A 16,839-nucleotide genomic window follows, 5' to 3' on the forward strand; every position below is an offset into this window, starting at 1 on the left:
CTCGTGGCCATAGGAGGATGGAAGATGGATGAACGAACGGAGCACACAGGCCAGGAAAATAGTGAAGGTATAACGGAAGAGATGTTACACAAGTCTGCTTATGAGATTCAGAAGGAAGAAGAGGAGAAAGCGTACAATAAGAAAAAACAAAATGAGATGTCCGACAGCATTGAGGAATCCGTACAATATTGGCAGGAAAACGATGATATCTCCCCACGCATGAGTGAGAACAGATATACACTGCAACAGGTGCTGGGGCTTGGAGAATCGTTCGACGTGAATATGAGGGAAATGGTCCTAGGTGGTAAGCACGTTGGATTGCTGATGATCACCGGCTTCGCCAAGGATGAGATTTTGCTTGAAGTCTTGAAAAGATTAACCTATCTCACGCCGGATGACGTCTCAGGACATGCACTCAAATCCTATTTTGAATGTTACATTCCCCACATTCAGGTGGAAAAAGTCGAGAAGATGAGTGCTGTCATCAACAAGGTCCTTACCGGTATGAGCGCAATGTTCGTTGAAGGAGATCGCTCGGTCTTAATTATGGATACACGGAGTTACCCGGTTCGTTCACCAGAAGAACCTTCATTGGAAAGGGTGGTCCGCGGTTCCAGAGACGGCTTTACAGAAACGCTCCTGACCAACGTGACCTTAGTGCGTCGCAGAATACGCGACCCTGGACTGAAGTTTGAGATCATGCAGGTGGGTCGGAGAACACAAACGGATGTCTGCGTGGTGTACATTGACGATATTGTGGATAAAGTGCAGGTGGATTCAGTCCGGGAAAAAATTCAGCGAGTGGATATCGATGGTATTCCGGCCGCCGACAAGCAGCTGGAGGAAGCGATTATCAACAAGGGCTGGAATCCGTTCCCACTCGTTCGATATTCGGAACGACCGGATGTTACAGCCTCCCATTTGCTGGAAGGGCGAGTCGTCATTTTCGTAGACACTTCCCCGAGTGTGATGATTCTGCCTACGACCTTTTTCGACCTATGTGAGCATGCGGAGGAGAACAGACAGACGGCCTTAATGGGAACGTATTTACGATGGGTCCGTTTTGCAGGGATTCTCATCTCGTTGTTTTTGCTACCACTATGGCTTCTGATGGTTATTGACCCTTCGATTAAACCGATGGGACTCGACTTCATTGGTCCGCAGGAAAATGTAAAGTTACCACTGATTCTACAGTTTCTACTGATCGAACTAGGCGTCGATTTATTACGGATGGCAGCGGTCCATACGCCTACACCTCTGGCATCGGCTATGGGCTTAATCGCGGCCATTCTAGTCGGGGATATCGCGGTGAAAACAGGATACTTTGTCAATGAGGTTGTGCTCTATATGGCCATAGCAGCCATCGGTATGTTTGCCACGCCGAGTTACGAGTTGGGTCTCGCCAATAGGCTGGTCAGGCTGGTTCTGCTAGTCGCTGTTGCGATATTCAAGGTTCCGGGGTTGGTCGTGGGCTGTACATTACTCATATTGGCGCTCACCGTTCACCGGTCGTACAATTCTTCGTATCTCTGGCCTTTTATACCGTTTAATGCAAAGGCCTTGGGCAACTTTTTATTCCGGCTTCCGCTGCTGGAAAATAAAAAACGTCCATCATTCAATAAAACCCGTGACAACACCAAAATGTCCGATGATCCGGACGGGGAACTGCAAAAAAGTAAAAAACACAAATGATCTTCCGAAAAATCCATTCATCTCGCTGCCTAATTTGATATACTGGTGTAAAATCATTGGAATATCAATTGTTCCAGTATATAAAAAGTGAGGAATGCAGATTATGTATTTACATGGTACAAGTAAAATAAATGCGCAAGGGCATCTAGAGATTGGCGGAGTTGATGCAACAGATCTGAAAGAACAATTTGGAACTCCCCTGTACGTTGTGGACGAGCAATTGGTTCGTGAGCGTTGCAGAGAGTACATGGAAGCATTCCGTGCTTCCGGACTTGGCTTCCAGGTTGCTTACGCAAGTAAAGCATTCTGTGTAATGGCGATGTGTGCCCTTGCAGCTGAAGAAGGACTTTCCTTGGATGTCGTATCTGACGGTGAACTGTTTACTGCACTGCAAGCAGGATTCCCGGCTGAGCGCATTCACTTCCACGGTAACAACAAAACGCTGGAAGAGATCGAAATGGCTCTTGATGCAGAGATTGGATGCTTTGTTGTTGATAACTTCAATGAATTGCATCTGTTGCAGGCTGTAGCAGCGGACAAAAATCGTAAAGTAAACATTTTGCTTCGTGTGACGCCTGGTGTTGAGGCACATACGCATGAATATATTTCCACAGGTCAGACGGATTCGAAATTTGGATTCGATATCGGTAATGGTACGGCATTTGAAGCGATTGACTTGGCTTCCAAGCAGTCTAATCTGGTATTGCTCGGTGTGCATTCCCACATCGGTTCCCAGATCTTCGAAGTTGAAGGCTTCCAGATGGCGGTTCAACGTGTTGCTGAATTTGCAGCAAGTGTATATGAGCGTCTTAATGTTGCTTTCAAAGTGGTTAACCTTGGTGGTGGATTCGGAATCCGTTATATCGATGGAGATACGCCACTTGAAGTTGCACAATACGTGAAGGCTATTACAGATGCCGTTAAAAATCATTTTGCTCAAATCGGCTATGCCGTACCTGAGATCTGGGTTGAGCCAGGCCGCAGCATCGTGGGTGAAGCGGGAACAACGCTGTATACCGTTGGAACAAGCAAAGACATTCCAGGCGTGCGTAAATACGTTGCCGTTGATGGTGGTATGACCGATAACCCACGTCCTGCTTTGTATGAATCCAAGTATGAAGCTGTGCTTGCCAACCGTGCGAATGAGGCTGCTCAGGAAACAGTATCTGTTGCGGGTAAATGTTGCGAGAGTGGCGATATGTTGATCTGGGATCTGGACCTGCCAAAAGTGGAAAGCGGCGATCTGCTCGCTGTAGCTTGCACAGGTGCGTATAACTACTCCATGGCGAGCAACTACAACCGGATTCGTCGTCCAGCTGTTGTCTTTGTCAAAGACGGTCAAGGGGATGTCGTGGTACGCCGTGAGACGTATCAAGATATCATCCAGAATGACCTGGTACCAGCGCGCATTGGAAAACAGCCAGTAACTCGCTAATTCGTCAAAAGATAATGCGATTCTGCATTATTCAAGATATAGGGATTTTGCAGTTGAAGCAGATGAAAAGGGAACTTCCTTTTTTGTCTGCTTTTTGCGTATTTGAGCTAAATCATGAAAAAAAGTTGCCGTTTTTTTTGCGATCCAGACATTTTCGGTGTACACTAAGAAAAGTGCTGTAATGCTTGGCCCAGGGTCATGCGTTCTGGCACCATTAACGATGGTCAATACGAAAGGAGTCATTTACATATGGCGAAACAAGCGAAAATTAAATTGGCAAACGGCGGAGAAGTTCTGATCGATCTGTTCGATCAAGAAGCTCCAAACACAGTAGCAAACTTTGAGAAACTGGCTAACTCCGGTTTCTACAATGGTCTTACTTTCCACCGCGTTATCCCGGGCTTTGTAGCTCAAGGCGGATGCCCTAACGGTTCCGGTGCAGGTGGCCCAGGTTACACAATCAACTGTGAAATTAACCCGAACAAACATGAGCGCGGAACACTTGCTATGGCACATGCTGGCCGTAACACAGGTGGAAGCCAGTTCTACATCTGCTACCAACCGCAACCACATTTGGATGGACAACATACTGTATTTGGTAAAGTAACTAAAGGTATGGAGTTCGTGGACGCTTTAGAAGGTAAAGACAAAATGGAAACTGTTGAAGTTGTAGAAGCTTAATACCTTCACCTTAACTGGATCCAAACATGAAGTGCTTCTTTTAATAGAAGCACTTTTTTTATTTTTTACATACTTCAAATCGATAATTAGAAAGGATGAATATAACCTTGGATATGGTTACTCAGCTAAGCTTGTTAAAACAAATTTATAGTGAGCGCACGTTGTGGGATGAAGAATTGCAGGCATCGCGCCATGTCGTTCCGGATAGTCTATCCGTAAAGGATCGAGAAGCGCTTGAGGCAGCCGGGCATGAACCGAATCGCTTTGTACGTCCGCAACATGATGAAACGATTACTGAGCTGAAAAAAGTTGCGAACCAATGGACGATCAATGATGCAGCGCAGGCCTTTGTATCCTCTTTGTGGTCAGCACCCATGATCTGGCGTTCGTTGCTTACAGGCAAGCTTATTGCGAGCAGTATGCCAAGTCATGAACATACGCCATATCCATCTTCGAACACTTGTAAGATCTGCGGATTAAGTGTGGATCAAGCAACTGACACAACGCTGCAATGGTATTGGCGGATGACCAATGGAACCCCGTTGGACGGTGATCCTTTTGGATGCGTGTTGGCACTTCGAGAGCTGGCTACCGCGCAGGAGCTTCCAATACCCAATGAGTACGACCGCTGGACATTCCGTGCGGTGTTAACGGTGCTGCGCGAATTACCTCCCAAAACACGTTACAGCAAGGCAGCAGTAGCGCTCAAGAAGGAACGTCTTTTGCCTACACAGAAGGAATATGCCTACCGTGATTTACTTGAGACGTTAGCTCTGATTGGCATATTGGATACGCAGGAACATCCTGGAATGATCACGGAATTCACCTCATACATGCAGCGTGACGCACGCCCCAATGTGCGGGTTGAAGTGCAGGCCCCTCTGGCGTGGTGGGATTCATCTGTCGGAATTAATGAGAACAACCTGAACAAGATATTTCATGATTTTGATCTGAATAATATATCACTTGCGGATAAGCCTGGTGAGAGTCCAGCTGTAAAGGACACGATCTTAGGGGCATTGGAGAAGAAGAGAAGTGTTCGCGGAAAAGTACCAAAGGCATCACCTGATGCAGGTACCGGGGAGGTACAGTCTGGAGATGTGTATGCTGTTCGGGTCCGGGAAGGTGTATGGGTGACTGTATATTGTCATGAAGTCAGAGACAAGCGCGTCATCGTTGAATATCTGGATGGAGTCTTCCCAGAGATGCCGGGAAAAGCAGATTTGCATGGGACGTTTCGACCGAGAGCGAATGGACGCTGGAAATGCTCGGCTATTGCGATCGATTCCACAAGTTGGGTCAGAAGGGTGGCAAGAGAGTTCCCGCTTCCGACTTCGCCCCTGCAAGAACCTGATCGCACTCCATTCCATAATGCCAAAGAATTAAAGCATATGGCGAGCTGGTGTTTTCCTGATATGTAGAATGATGCGATGGATGTGAAATAGGCCTCCAAGCCAAAACCGTGCCTCTTTGAGAGGAAGCGGTTTTTTGTTGTTTCTTAGCTTATTAAAAGTTAGTATGTGACAAAAAGGAACAAAAAACAATTGATTTTTTGGCATTAAAGTGCTAACATCCAAGTAATAACGAAAGCAATCCTTCAGGGCAGGGTGTAATTCCCTACCGGCGGTGATGCAGGAAGTGTAAGGACCTATGGTGTCCAGCACTTGATGCAAAGTCCGTGACCTGTCTGCCATTGGCAGATGGCTGATCTGGTGTAATTCCAGAACCGACAGTATAGTCTGGATGGGAGAAGGAGAGGTGCAGACCTAACAGGTTTGCATTCAGCAGGAGTATTGCTGCACAGTCACAATTTGTATTGTCTTGCACTGTGCAGGGAAGATCCGGTTACGTCGGACAGTTCCATACATATGCCGCACTATAAAAGCTCTTTACCTGTAATTGATGTTCATTAAGGTATGTGTCTATTTTCACTTGCCCGAAATGAAGTTTTGGGCAAAGTGTTGGCGTGCTGTATCCATTTCACTCCTGCTGGTGACATTTGTCTCTCATCATCCCCATCGAACTGATTGTTCGACGGGGATTTTTTAATAAACAAGACTTTAAACCGCGGGGTGAACGGATTTGGAAATGATCAATGATGAATTTTATATGGCACTGGCATTGGATATGGCGGAACGAGCACAGGGACAGACGGGGATTAATCCGGTTGTTGGATGTGTAGTTGTGAAAGAAGGCCGTATTGTAGGCCTGGGGAGCCATCTGAAACGTGGAACCGGTCATGCAGAGGTGCATGCACTTAACATGGCAGGCAGTGATGCAGAGGGAAGTACGGTATACGTTACACTTGAGCCTTGTAGTCATTATGGCAAGACGCCACCTTGTAGTGAACGCCTGATTCATGAAAAGGTGAAACGTGTTGTGGTGTGTTGTGAAGATCCAAATCCGCAAGTATCCGGCAGGGGTATAAGCATGCTTCGTCAACAAGGCATTGAAGTTGAAGTTGGCGTACTGCGTGAGCGTGGAAGACGCATGAATGAAAAGTTCATTAAATTTATCACAACGGGTCTACCTTTTGTGACACTGAAGACGGCTACTACTCTGGATGGCAAAATTGCTACTCGCAGCGGAGACAGCAAGTGGATCTCTAACGAGCCCGCTCGTGAGATTGTGCATGCCCTTCGTCATCGTCACCAGGGAATCATGGTTGGCGTCGACACGGTAATCGCCGATAATCCGGAACTAACAACCCGTTTGCAAGTCGAAGGCATTAGTCCAGTGCGCATTGTAGTGGATTCCAAGTTACGTCTTCCCGTAGGTGCCAAAATGGTTAAGGATGGTCTTGCTCCAACATGGGTGCTGACAACAGACGAAGCCAGTCCTGAAGCTGCTGAACGTTTGGAAGCCTACGGCGTCGAAATTATACGCTGTGGTCCTGGACCACGTGTGGATCTGTTAAACGGACTTAGCAAGTTGGGTGAGCGTGACATTGGTTCAATTTTGCTTGAAGGTGGAGGCACCTTGAATGGAGCCATGCTGGAGGCAAGGTTGGTCGATCGACTGCTCATGTTTATCGCTCCGAAGATTGTAGGCGGTTATGATACACCTGGAAGCTTCCGCTTCGAGGGTGTGGAACGTATGAATCAGGCGATTCAATTGAATCAGTTGGAGATTGAACAAGTTGGAGATAATATCAGCATTGGCGGTATTCCGGTGTGGCCTGAATAAATAAATGGATTTGAAAGTAGAAAGTTAGGTTCTTTATACTTGAAAAAGGGAGGCGGCAGCATGTTTACCGGTTTGGTGGAAGAAGTCGGTCAGATCCGGCGTATTGGTCGGAAAGGCGAAGCGATGGTCCTGAATATCGGAGCTTCCGCCATCATGGACGATCTGAAGATTGGTGATAGTGTAGCAGTGAACGGTGTGTGCTTAACTGCGACAACGCTCGAAGGTGGAGGTTTTACCGCCGATGTAATGCCTGAAACCTATCGCCATACCAATCTCAGTCAGCTGCAATCTGGCAGTAAAGTTAATCTGGAGCGGGCCATGCAATCAGGCGGTCGTTTTGGCGGACATATCGTTCAGGGTCATGTCGATGGTACTGGAGTGATTGGCAGTATAACACGTGATCAGAATGCAATTGTGTTTGAGATCAAGCCTGATGATCACCAGTTGTTCAAATATCTGATCCCCAAAGGATCGGTTACACTGGATGGCATTAGTTTAACCGTTGTCCATACATCGGATACCGCATTCACGGTTTCCATTATCCCGCATACCATTGGTGAAACTGTACTAAATGTGAAAAAGACAGGGGATACCATTAATATCGAATGCGATATTTTGGGCAAATATGTGGATCATCTGCTCCAGTATGGGAGAGGACATCGGGAGACGGGTGCTGGCAAGCCGCGCAGTATCAGTGAAGATTTTCTCTCCAATCACGGATTTGCATAAATAGAGAACAGAAATTAACTGGAGGTGGACCAATGTCAGAACAATCCATTCTGGACACAATAGAAGAAGCCATATATGATCTCATGCGTGGTAAACCCGTCATTGTTGTGGATGATGAAGATCGGGAGAATGAAGGCGATTTTATCGCTTTGGCCGAAAAGGCGACACCTGAAGTCATTAATTTCATGATTACTGAAGGTAGAGGTCTGGTCTGTGTTCCGATTACACAACAACGTGCGGACGAACTTAACCTGAAACCGATGGTTCAACAAAATACGGATTTCCATGGAACAGCCTTCACCGTTTCTGTGGACCACAAAGATACGACAACAGGTATTTCGGCACATGAACGCTCTATTACCGTGAAAGGTCTAATTGATCCTGAGGCGAAAGCCGGGGACTTCCGTAAGCCTGGTCACATGTTCCCGTTGATTGCAAAAGACGGCGGAGTACTTCGTCGTGCCGGGCACACAGAAGCGGCGGTAGATTTGGCCATTATGTGTGGTTCCTACCCTGCTGGCGTTATTTGTGAAGTGATTAAGGAAGATGGCACGATGGCCAGACTTCCGGATCTGCAGGAGATTGCCCGGAAGCATGATCTGAAGCTGATCAGTATTCAGGACATGATTCGTTACCGTAACGAAAAAGAGCAGCTGGTTCAACGTGAAGTGGCTGTGCGTATGCCAACGGACTTTGGTGAGTTTCAAGCGGTGGCTTATACAAACGCTGTGGACAATAAGGAACATGTGGCTTTGGTCAAAGGAGAAATTGATGGTTCGAAACCCGTACTTGTACGTGTGCACTCTGAATGTTTGACAGGTGATGTATTCCATTCGCATCGTTGTGACTGTGGTCCGCAGTTTGATGCGGCACTCAAACAGATCCACGAGGAAGGCAATGGTGTACTGCTTTATATGAGACAGGAAGGTCGGGGTATTGGCCTGATCAACAAACTCAAAGCCTATAAGTTGCAAGAGGAAGGTATGGATACTGTTGATGCAAACCTGAGTTTGGGTTTTGCTGCTGACTTGCGTGATTACGGAATTGGTGCCCAAATTCTGAAAGACCTTGGGATTCGTCAGATCAGGCTGTTAACTAACAACCCTCGTAAAATTAAAGGTCTTGAAGGATATGGACTTGAAGTCGTAGAGCGTGTCGCGATCCAGATGGAGGAGAACGAGGACAATACGGTTTATCTTCATACCAAGCAAGCCAAGCTGGGGCATATGCTCAAGTTTGATGATATCGAGCAAAACGAACAGTAAATATATTTTAGATGAACAATGTTCACCATGTAATTTATGGAAGAGATTAATTAGGAATTTCCGTTACTTACATTACATTATACCGTTAGGGAGATGACTTGAATGCCACAATTTTTTGAAGGACATTTAGTTTCAGAAGGATCACGATATGGAGTTGTCGTTGGACGTTTCAACGAATTCATTACCAGTAAATTGCTTAGCGCAGCGCTCGATGCATTCAAACGTCACGGCGTTCAGGATGATGAAGTGGATGTAGCCTGGGTTCCAGGTGCGTTCGAAATCCCTTTGATTGCGCAGAAAATGGCAGAGAGCGGCAAGTATGATGCGGTGATTACCTTGGGAACTGTCATTCGTGGATCCACTACGCATTACGATTATGTGTGCAACGAGATGGCTAAAGGGGTAGCAGCAATTAATCTGAAAACTGGCGTGCCTACGATCTTTGGACTGGTTACAACAGAAAATATTGAACAAGCGATTGAACGTGCTGGAACCAAAGCGGGTAACAAAGGTTGGGATGCAGCTACGGCGGCAATTGAGATGGCAAACTTGACGAAACAGCTAAAATAGTGCTTATTTAATAGTAGTGCCCTGCTTTGCGCAGACGAACACGGGAAACCGATTCGGACGGCTTAGCAGGGTTTTGTATTTTTCTGGCGGGAGGATTCGTCTAGTGACGGTAGTTACATACAAACTGGAGACTTTTGAAGGGCCTTTGGATCTGCTGCTTCATCTGATTGATAAGGCTGAAATTCATATCCAGGATATTCCCATCAGCGATATTACCGATCAATACATGGCGTATCTGCATTCGATGCAGGAACTGGAACTGGATATTACGAGTGAATTTCTGGTCATGGCAGCAACATTGCTGTCGATCAAGAGCAAACTTTTATTGCCCAAACCACCGGTCATTGAGGACTTCGAGGATTATGATTATATGGAAGAAGAAGATTATGATCCACGTGCAGAGCTGATTGCGCGTCTGATAGAATATCGCAAGTACAAGGGAATTGCGCGTCATCTTCATGAACGGGAGTGGGAACGCAGTCTTATATTTTCCAAAGAGCCCGAGGATCTGCGCCCCTATATGCCCGTAGAAGCCCAATCGAACCCGGTTGAGGGTTTACACACCTCTGACCTGATTGCAGCATTTCAGAAGGCGCTACGCAAGGCTGAGAAGCGTACAACCGTAACCCGGATCAAACGGGATGAGATTTCGGTTAAGGATCGGATACGGGATGTCATCGGCGCTTTGGAAAGTATGGGGCCGGGTGGCAGACTGTTATTCTCCAAGTTGATGGATGAACATATCTATCGCCATGAGATTGTTGTCACTTTTCTGGCGGTGCTGGAACTGATGAAGATGAAGCAGATTGTCTGTTATCAGGAACGGATGTTTGAGGATATCGTTATGGAGTGGAGAGGGGAAACAAAGAATCATGGATTTTCCGAAATTGAAATCGATTATTGAAGGCCTGCTGTTTTTGTCCGGAGAAGAAGGTCTGAGTATCAAACAAATCGCCGAGATCGTTGACCAGCGAGTGGAGCTTGTAACGGACGCGATTGAGGAGATGATTCATGAATTTTCACAGCAGGGACGAGGTGTACAGATTCTCAAGATCGCTGGTGTAGTTCAGTTGGGCACCTTGCCTGACCACGCTGTATATTTCGAGAAACTGGCATACTCTCCCGCGCGTACGTCCTTATCCCAAGCGGCTCTGGAGACGCTGGCTATTGTAGCGTACCGGCAGCCCATTACACGGGTAGAGATTGAGGAAATCCGCGGTGTAAAATCGGAGCGGGCCATCCATACGCTTGTGAATAAGGATCTGATTATTGAAGTGGGACGAGCCGAGGCGATCGGACGACCAATTCTGTACGGAACAACCAAGTCATTCCTGGATTATTTCGGACTGGCTTCAATTAAAGACCTTCCGGAACCGGGCTTGTTCGAAGATTCCGAAAACCTGGAGGAAGAGACACAACTATTATTCAACAAACTGGATTTGCAACAACTGGAACCGGAAAGTGCTGATCCGGTGGATGATCTAAGTCAATTTGACAACGAAGACGATAATACGGACTCTTCACTCTAATTTGCAAGCTCATACTAACCGACACCCATCAGTGGAGTCGGTTTTTTTGCGCATTGTTTTTAGATAAATGGTGAATAAAACAGTTTCCAAACAAATATCAAATGGGATTTTTAGGTCAGACGTGAATTTTTTCCTATTCAGAGTGCCATACTAGACGAGAAAAGAATTGAGGGCTTGGAGGTAAGGCCTGTGTGGATTTGGCTTGGAGGAATCGGTTTGTTGTTCGCATTGCTGATTGCCGCAGTCCTCATCTCAAATGTTCATGTACATTTTACATTCAGTAAACATAAAAGTGATGATTACGCCAATATTAATGTTCGTCTTCTCTATGGAATTGTGCGGATTAACTATGAGATCCCGAGTATTGTTTTTCGCAATATGAAGGAAGGTTTTCTGGTCAAGACCGAACAATCCATGAATCATTCGAGAGGCGAGGCCCAAGGAAGCGAGCGGGTCAACAAACGCAAAGTCAAGAAGTGGGCTAAAGATGTGAAAATTATGCTTAGGGCAACGGACGCGCTCAAGCTGTGGCTGAAGCAAACACTTACACGCGTACATATGACCCAACTGTCCTGGGCTACCCACATCGGCGTTGGTGATGCAGCATATACAGCGGTGCTGACGGGCTGGGTGTGGAGTATCAAGTCCATTATTATTGGTTTTCTCACCTATCAGATCCGCTTTGATGAAACACCTGTGCTTCAGGTTATGCCGGTATGGTCCGATGAAATGGAATTTAGAACGGAACTTGATTTCAGAGTGAAAATTCGGATTACAGCCGTTCTGATCGCTGGAGTTACACTACTCACCCGTGTGTTTCAAGTCGAAGGCGGATGGCGGATGTGGTTCAAGCTTCTTCAGGAACAGCGCCGCAGGCATAAGGAGAAGCAAAAGAAGAAACTTAGTGGGACAACAGTATAAAAACCCATCATAGTCGGTCTGTTTTTGAGAATGTAAGGTTGGGATTTGGTGAGTGTATTTAAAATGCTTATTACATAAGTCCCTTCAAGTTTGGGGATGATATGGTTAGATCAAACCTAGCTTACATTGAAACTGGAGGGAATTTAAATGTCAGATCATCCAATTCAAGGCTTAATGGAAACCGCAATGGAAAATATCAAGGCCATGGTGGATGTCAATACAATTGTTGGCGATGCAGTCGAAACACCAGATGGTACCGTGATTCTGCCAATCAGTAAGGTGGGATTCGGATTTGCTGCCGGTGGTAGTGATTTTCACGTTAATGGAGAAAGTAGTGGCAAAAGTGGTGCTACGGGTACCTCTGCTGAACATGCGAGTTCAGCTAAAGTAGCTTCTCCATTTGGTGGCGGTAGTGGCGGCGGTGTATCCATACGTCCTATTGCGTTCCTGGTGGTAGGTAAACAGGGGGTACACATTGTACCACTCGATAACTCCACACATCTGTTTGAGAAACTCATTGACTCCACCCCTTATGTTTTGGACCGAATTCAAGGCATGTTCCAACGGAATACAACACCAACGAATACAACAGGTGTACCAGTTACACCAGATCCATCAACCTATAGCTGAATCATTTCGTCATGATCCCTCCCGCATCCAAGCGTGAGGGATTTTTGCTGTTTGTATAGCAGATGGTGAGTGTTTTTTCGGAGGTTTCCGTATTGCATGAGACTTATGTCTATGATCCGCCTAACCTAGACATGAAATAGGTTATTAAAGGGGGAACGTTAATGCACAGAGATACCGTGTTTATGGTTTTGTTTGGCTGGCTGCTATCGGCAGTCGTGTATTTGGTAGGAGGAATTGATCACCTGTTTATTGCCGTGACCATCTTTGTGGGGCTGGATTACATCACAGGGGTGCTGTCTGCATGGTATAGGAAGGAGTTATCCAGCAGGGTTGGATGGTGGGGGCTTGCTCGTAAGTCATTGACATTTGTTTTTGTCATTATTGCACATCAACTGGATATGGTTGCAGGCAATTCCAATGATTTTATGCGAGATGCAATGTTAATGTTCATCATTGGTACCGAAGGAATCAGTATATTGGAGAACATGGGAAAACTGGGCCTGCCTGTACCGAAGTTTATCACTTCAGCACTCTTTAAGCTTCGAGGGAATGAAGATCAAGTTGAAGATAAGGAGAAGATGTCATGATACAGATCACCAAGGATTACATACCTGTGAATAAATACAGTCGGGCCGGACTTAAATTAAAAGCGAAATGTGGAATTGTAATGCATTATACGGCTTCTCCCGGAGCGCCCGCGAAGAACATTAGCAAATACTTTGCAAGTCTGGCACAGCAGGATTCCAATAAAGCAGTGAAAGGTCGTTATGCAAGCGCACACTTCTCGGTAGATCGCACTTCGATATATAACAGTCTCCCGGATGATGAACTAGCCTATCACTGTGGGAGTGCAACATACACGAAGGAAGCGCTAGCCAAACTTGGGACATATCCGAACAATAGTACAGTGGGCATTGAGATGTGCATTGAAAAGGATGGCAGTATCCATGAAGATACATTTAACAACGTTGTAGACCTCGCGGTATACCTAATCAGGGAACGGGGCTTTCCACCCGTCTTCTTCACACATAAAGAAGTGGTTGGATGGAAGGAATGCCCGCTGCCATGGATTAAACAACCAGGTGAATATGAAAGATTTAAGCAAGCAGTACATATAAAATTAAACCCACTGCAAGAAATAGCAGTCACGGAGGATGATGATATGAATACAGTTCTGGATTATGCACAATGGGCCTGGAATGAACTTGATCAGTATATTGGAGATGCCTACAACGACAAGGTGATTGAAGATTGGGCATGGGTAGAGAAGGTACGCAAGAAGAAGTTAACCTATGGAGAGTTGCTGTTACTGAAGGTTTTAATTGATGAGCGCAGACGTAAAAAGTCCTGACCCAAAGTACATCTCAGATAGAGGTTATGCCTGTCTGCTGGTTAACCAAGAGTTAAAGTGTGCTGGATCTTTCAAAAAATAAAAATGTTGTATAATCACGATATGGTCAGGATACTCAAGTTCATATTGGGTCTGAATCGAGAATTCATCGACGACTCCAATAACAGCGAGTTGATTTGTTTCGATCACATGTGTTGGTGTGGGTGAGCTCATACAACCGTCCTTTCGTTAATTAAGTCAGAGTCAACAGGGGCGATGGAGATGTCCATAGTCCCTAGATGACCTATACGAGGCAGGATGGGGAAGGTTAAGATGATCCGGTTCAAAACGGGTTCAAATTCAAAAAAAACCAGAACCCCACGTCGAATGTGATGTGGGGTTCTGGTTATGTAACTACTCTTTTGAGAACGTGTCCAGGGCCTCATCTGTAAGATGGAGTTCTGCGAAAGCCCTGCATATCTTTTGGAAAGATCTAATGGTATTTGTCTCGTACAACATCTCAATGGGATCAAAACCTAACATGACAAGCGAATCCACAAGTTCTGTCTGATCTACTTCTGTATGGTGGAGCGCTTCAAGCATGGTTTCAATAACTGCTAAAAATAAAATGGCTTTATTCACTGTCTCGATTGGTGTCCCCTCCTTCGTAATACTACTAGAATAAGCGGAGGAGGACAGAAAATAACGAGAAATTCCAATTTCTCAGTGATGAATCTATTCAATCTAAAAGTGTGGAGAGAATAACTGGTTGTTGTAAATTAAAATCTGATGATAAGCTCTCCCTTTGTATGTAAGATTAAGCTTTTTCGTTTACTTCGTGGAGAATGGAATCAATTAATTCATCATCAATCAGGGTGCTAGCTTTTTCGAGTGCCAACAGAATACCTTGCGGTTGTTCAAAAAAGACTGTAGAGAGAATAGGGGCAACCTCATCTAAATTAATCTTCTCAGCTTTGACCATACTGATCAAGGCAACAACGATCTCATGTCCCTCCACGTTACCTTCCATAAATCTTGTTCGTAAATGAGTCGCTACTATTTCGGTCTTTGACTGCGAGTACGCCATTACATTTCCCTCCAACGGTTTGAATATCTTAGCAGAGCTCCTCTTCATGCAAGTTTAAACCAGGTTAGATTAGGAGTTATCTTAACAATAATAAGGCAGATAGTTTAAATTATCAACAGCTACTAAGTCAATAAAATCGGATTTGGAATCACAGTTTTATCCAGCAAAAAGACCCGGAGAGGGTCATTTTTTGGGTCTGCCTTCCCAATAATCAGGAAATCCGTTGTAATCCCATGCGTTCAGATTTTCGCTGTCGGCTTGAATGGCAACATCTGCTCCGGAACCAAAGTCAACACCTACGGTGTGCAGTTCTTTCGCTTTAATAACCAGTACCTTGCCGGGTGCACCTGCACACACCAGAGCAAGCTTCCACGGTGTCTGTTGGTAGATATGTTCCATTTGTTTGGATGCTGTGCTCACATGAGACCACGAGGGGCAGTCCACCGTTCCCACGATGCTTGTCCACCCGTATCTCCGCTCCAGAACTTCTCGATATTGCTCGGCCTTGGCTCCGCAGAGCAGAATAGGCATGGTCTTGAATGTTTCATAGAATAACCTGAATCTGGCGATGTAATTATTCTCAAAAGCATAGAAGGTCTCTTTGGGTTCCACCTTGTAATAGGCAAGGCACATATCAAATAACGGCTTGAAATACCAGTGATCTGTCTGGATCAGATGTCCGACGTAATCCGCTTTTCGCAGGCAGTGTACAATAATTTCTCTCGCACTCGCGTTGGGTAAGGTTATCCCGCAATAGGTAGGATCGTTCAACCAGCCGTAATGAGACTTAATGAAATCCATAGTCAGAACGGTATCGTGGGCCAGAATGGTGTTGGAAGCATCCCCAAATCGAACAGAAGCATGGGCTTCTCCATCAGAGGCCATTTGGAACCAGTTGTGGATTAATTCTACACTCCCCAGCATGCAGGTCACCTTCTTTCCATGTGTGAATAATGGTTTCTTTGGTATACATATTCATCAACTCCTTCTGTACTAGAATAGGAAAAACGCTTCGTTCTCTCTCTTCTTTTGAGGAATCACTCTTTTTTTGTTCAATGTGCGAAGGTTATTGAGCAACAGTCTAGACTATGTAAAAAGGGAGAGGGGATGGACTGTGAAAAACGTATTTATAGGTAGTCCTGTACGAAACCGGGCTTGGATTATGGAACGGCACTTGCAATCACTTGAGCAACAAGCAGTGCAGAAGCATTATATGTACATCCTGAATGATAGTGAAGATCAGACGGAGCATATCCTTGATTGTCATCAGATTCCTTATCTGACTCATCATCTGGGGAGAACATATGGTCATATACGTGGACAATATTCCTATCACAACCTGGCGTTGTTGAGGAATATGCTTCTGGATGAGTTTCTGGAATCGGACTGTGATTATCTGTTCTCAATTGATACGGATATCATCATTCCTGAGGGTAGCCTACGGCAGTTAATGGATAATGACAAAGATATATGCGCAATGCTTATACGGAATCACCCAAAATTGAAGGCTCATAATGCCATGAGCGGCGGAAAACATATACCTGAATTCAAAGCGGGTTTGTTCCCAGTAGAACTGACAGGTGCCGTATATTTGATTAAGCGTGAAGTGATCGAAGCAGGGGTTCGATATGGTTCCCATCCAACAGGTGAAGATGCACCATTCTGTGAGCAAGCTAGAAGATTGGGGTTTGAACTGTTTGTAGATACTCGGTTGCGTCCCGTTCATGCCTATGCGGAAGGGGTGGAGTTGATTGCTCAATTGGCTGCTTCGTAGAAAACAACGA

General features: G+C 45.6%; 19 protein-coding genes and 1 riboswitch. Of the genes, 15 read left to right on the forward strand and 4 right to left on the reverse strand.

The genetic code is table 11. The features are described 5' to 3' along the window. Positions 1-24 precede the first annotated feature (24 nt). From CXK86_RS08680 to CXK86_RS08745, 14 genes are all read left to right on the forward strand, one after another. Entirely contained in the window at positions 25-1,692 is a 1,668-nt protein-coding gene (locus CXK86_RS08680; protein ID WP_017687644.1) for a spore germination protein, read from the forward strand. 103 nt (positions 1,693-1,795) lie between these two features. After that, positions 1,796-3,127: a diaminopimelate decarboxylase gene (gene lysA, locus CXK86_RS08685; protein ID WP_017687645.1), complete on the forward strand. Its 1,332-nt coding sequence runs from the start codon at positions 1,796-1,798 to the stop codon at positions 3,125-3,127. 249 nt (positions 3,128-3,376) lie between these two features. Next, the gene (locus CXK86_RS08690) at positions 3,377-3,808 is read left to right on the forward strand and encodes a peptidylprolyl isomerase (RefSeq protein WP_017687646.1); all 432 of its coding nucleotides are present in this window, start codon (positions 3,377-3,379) and stop codon (positions 3,806-3,808) included. 131 nt (positions 3,809-3,939) lie between these two features. Beyond that, on the forward strand, positions 3,940-5,229 hold the full coding sequence (locus CXK86_RS08695) for a hypothetical protein (RefSeq protein ID WP_256720018.1): 1,290 nt from the start codon (positions 3,940-3,942) through the stop codon (positions 5,227-5,229). A 168-nt stretch (positions 5,230-5,397) separates the two neighbouring features. Continuing rightward, positions 5,398-5,567, forward strand: a riboswitch (FMN riboswitch). Between the two features lie 323 nt (positions 5,568-5,890). Further along, positions 5,891-6,994, forward strand: a complete 1,104-nt coding sequence (ribD, locus tag CXK86_RS08700) for a bifunctional diaminohydroxyphosphoribosylaminopyrimidine deaminase/5-amino-6-(5-phosphoribosylamino)uracil reductase RibD (protein ID WP_036607842.1) — start codon at positions 5,891-5,893, stop codon at positions 6,992-6,994. Positions 6,995-7,054: 60 nt separating this feature from the next. Further along, entirely contained in the window at positions 7,055-7,723 is a 669-nt protein-coding gene (gene ribE, locus CXK86_RS08705) for a riboflavin synthase (RefSeq protein WP_036607839.1), read from the forward strand. A gap of 32 nt (positions 7,724-7,755) precedes the next feature. Further along, the gene (locus CXK86_RS08710) at positions 7,756-8,988 is read left to right on the forward strand and encodes a bifunctional 3,4-dihydroxy-2-butanone-4-phosphate synthase/GTP cyclohydrolase II (protein WP_036672311.1); all 1,233 of its coding nucleotides are present in this window, start codon (positions 7,756-7,758) and stop codon (positions 8,986-8,988) included. Between the two features lie 102 nt (positions 8,989-9,090). Continuing rightward, entirely contained in the window at positions 9,091-9,558 is a 468-nt protein-coding gene (gene ribH / locus CXK86_RS08715; protein WP_017687651.1) for a 6,7-dimethyl-8-ribityllumazine synthase, read from the forward strand. 103 nt (positions 9,559-9,661) lie between these two features. Beyond that, complete coding sequence (locus tag CXK86_RS08720) at positions 9,662-10,462, forward strand: segregation and condensation protein A (RefSeq protein WP_036672308.1); 801 nt, start codon at positions 9,662-9,664, stop codon at positions 10,460-10,462. Next, complete coding sequence (gene scpB, locus CXK86_RS08725) at positions 10,431-11,087, forward strand: SMC-Scp complex subunit ScpB (protein ID WP_076251139.1); 657 nt, start codon at positions 10,431-10,433, stop codon at positions 11,085-11,087. The genes CXK86_RS08720 and scpB overlap by 32 nt, the downstream gene beginning before the upstream one ends. Before the next feature lie 189 nt (positions 11,088-11,276). Next, positions 11,277-12,008, forward strand: a complete 732-nt coding sequence (locus CXK86_RS08730; protein WP_076251141.1) for a DUF2953 domain-containing protein — start codon at positions 11,277-11,279, stop codon at positions 12,006-12,008. A gap of 147 nt (positions 12,009-12,155) precedes the next feature. Next, positions 12,156-12,638, forward strand: a complete 483-nt coding sequence (gene ytfJ / locus CXK86_RS08735) for a GerW family sporulation protein (RefSeq protein ID WP_036607830.1) — start codon at positions 12,156-12,158, stop codon at positions 12,636-12,638. Between the two features lie 161 nt (positions 12,639-12,799). After that, positions 12,800-13,225 (forward strand): phage holin family protein, encoded by a 426-nt coding sequence (locus CXK86_RS08740; RefSeq protein WP_036607828.1) that lies wholly within the window; start codon positions 12,800-12,802, stop codon positions 13,223-13,225. Further along, entirely contained in the window at positions 13,222-13,989 is a 768-nt protein-coding gene (locus CXK86_RS08745) for a peptidoglycan recognition protein family protein (protein WP_076251143.1), read from the forward strand. The genes CXK86_RS08740 and CXK86_RS08745 overlap by 4 nt, the downstream gene beginning before the upstream one ends. Before the next feature lie 24 nt (positions 13,990-14,013). Here CXK86_RS08745 and CXK86_RS31830 read toward each other — a convergent pair whose 3' ends face one another. The 4 genes from CXK86_RS31830 to CXK86_RS08760 form a co-directional block, all read right to left on the reverse strand. Further along, positions 14,014-14,202, reverse strand: a complete 189-nt coding sequence (locus tag CXK86_RS31830) for a hypothetical protein (protein WP_076251145.1) — start codon at positions 14,200-14,202, stop codon at positions 14,014-14,016. Between the two features lie 180 nt (positions 14,203-14,382). Continuing rightward, a complete protein-coding gene (locus CXK86_RS08750; protein ID WP_036607823.1) occupies positions 14,383-14,610 on the reverse strand; it encodes a hypothetical protein in 228 nt (75 codons plus the stop codon). Positions 14,611-14,785: 175 nt separating this feature from the next. Continuing rightward, a complete protein-coding gene (locus CXK86_RS08755) occupies positions 14,786-15,055 on the reverse strand; it encodes a hypothetical protein (RefSeq protein ID WP_036607821.1) in 270 nt (89 codons plus the stop codon). A 183-nt stretch (positions 15,056-15,238) separates the two neighbouring features. Continuing rightward, positions 15,239-15,979 carry a GT-D fold domain-containing protein gene (locus tag CXK86_RS08760; protein ID WP_076251146.1) on the reverse strand — a complete coding sequence of 247 codons (741 nt, stop codon included), beginning with the start codon at positions 15,977-15,979 and terminating at the stop codon, positions 15,239-15,241. A gap of 190 nt (positions 15,980-16,169) precedes the next feature. On the opposite strand from CXK86_RS08760, the gene CXK86_RS08765 reads away from it, so the two are divergent. Then, positions 16,170-16,829: a glycosyltransferase family 2 protein gene (locus CXK86_RS08765; RefSeq protein ID WP_076251147.1), complete on the forward strand. Its 660-nt coding sequence runs from the start codon at positions 16,170-16,172 to the stop codon at positions 16,827-16,829. Positions 16,830-16,839: the final 10 nt, after the last annotated feature.

It is taken from the genome of Paenibacillus sp. BGI2013 (genome assembly GCF_002843485.1).
GTDB classification, from domain to species: Bacteria; Bacillota; Bacilli; order Paenibacillales; family Paenibacillaceae; genus Paenibacillus; species Paenibacillus amylolyticus.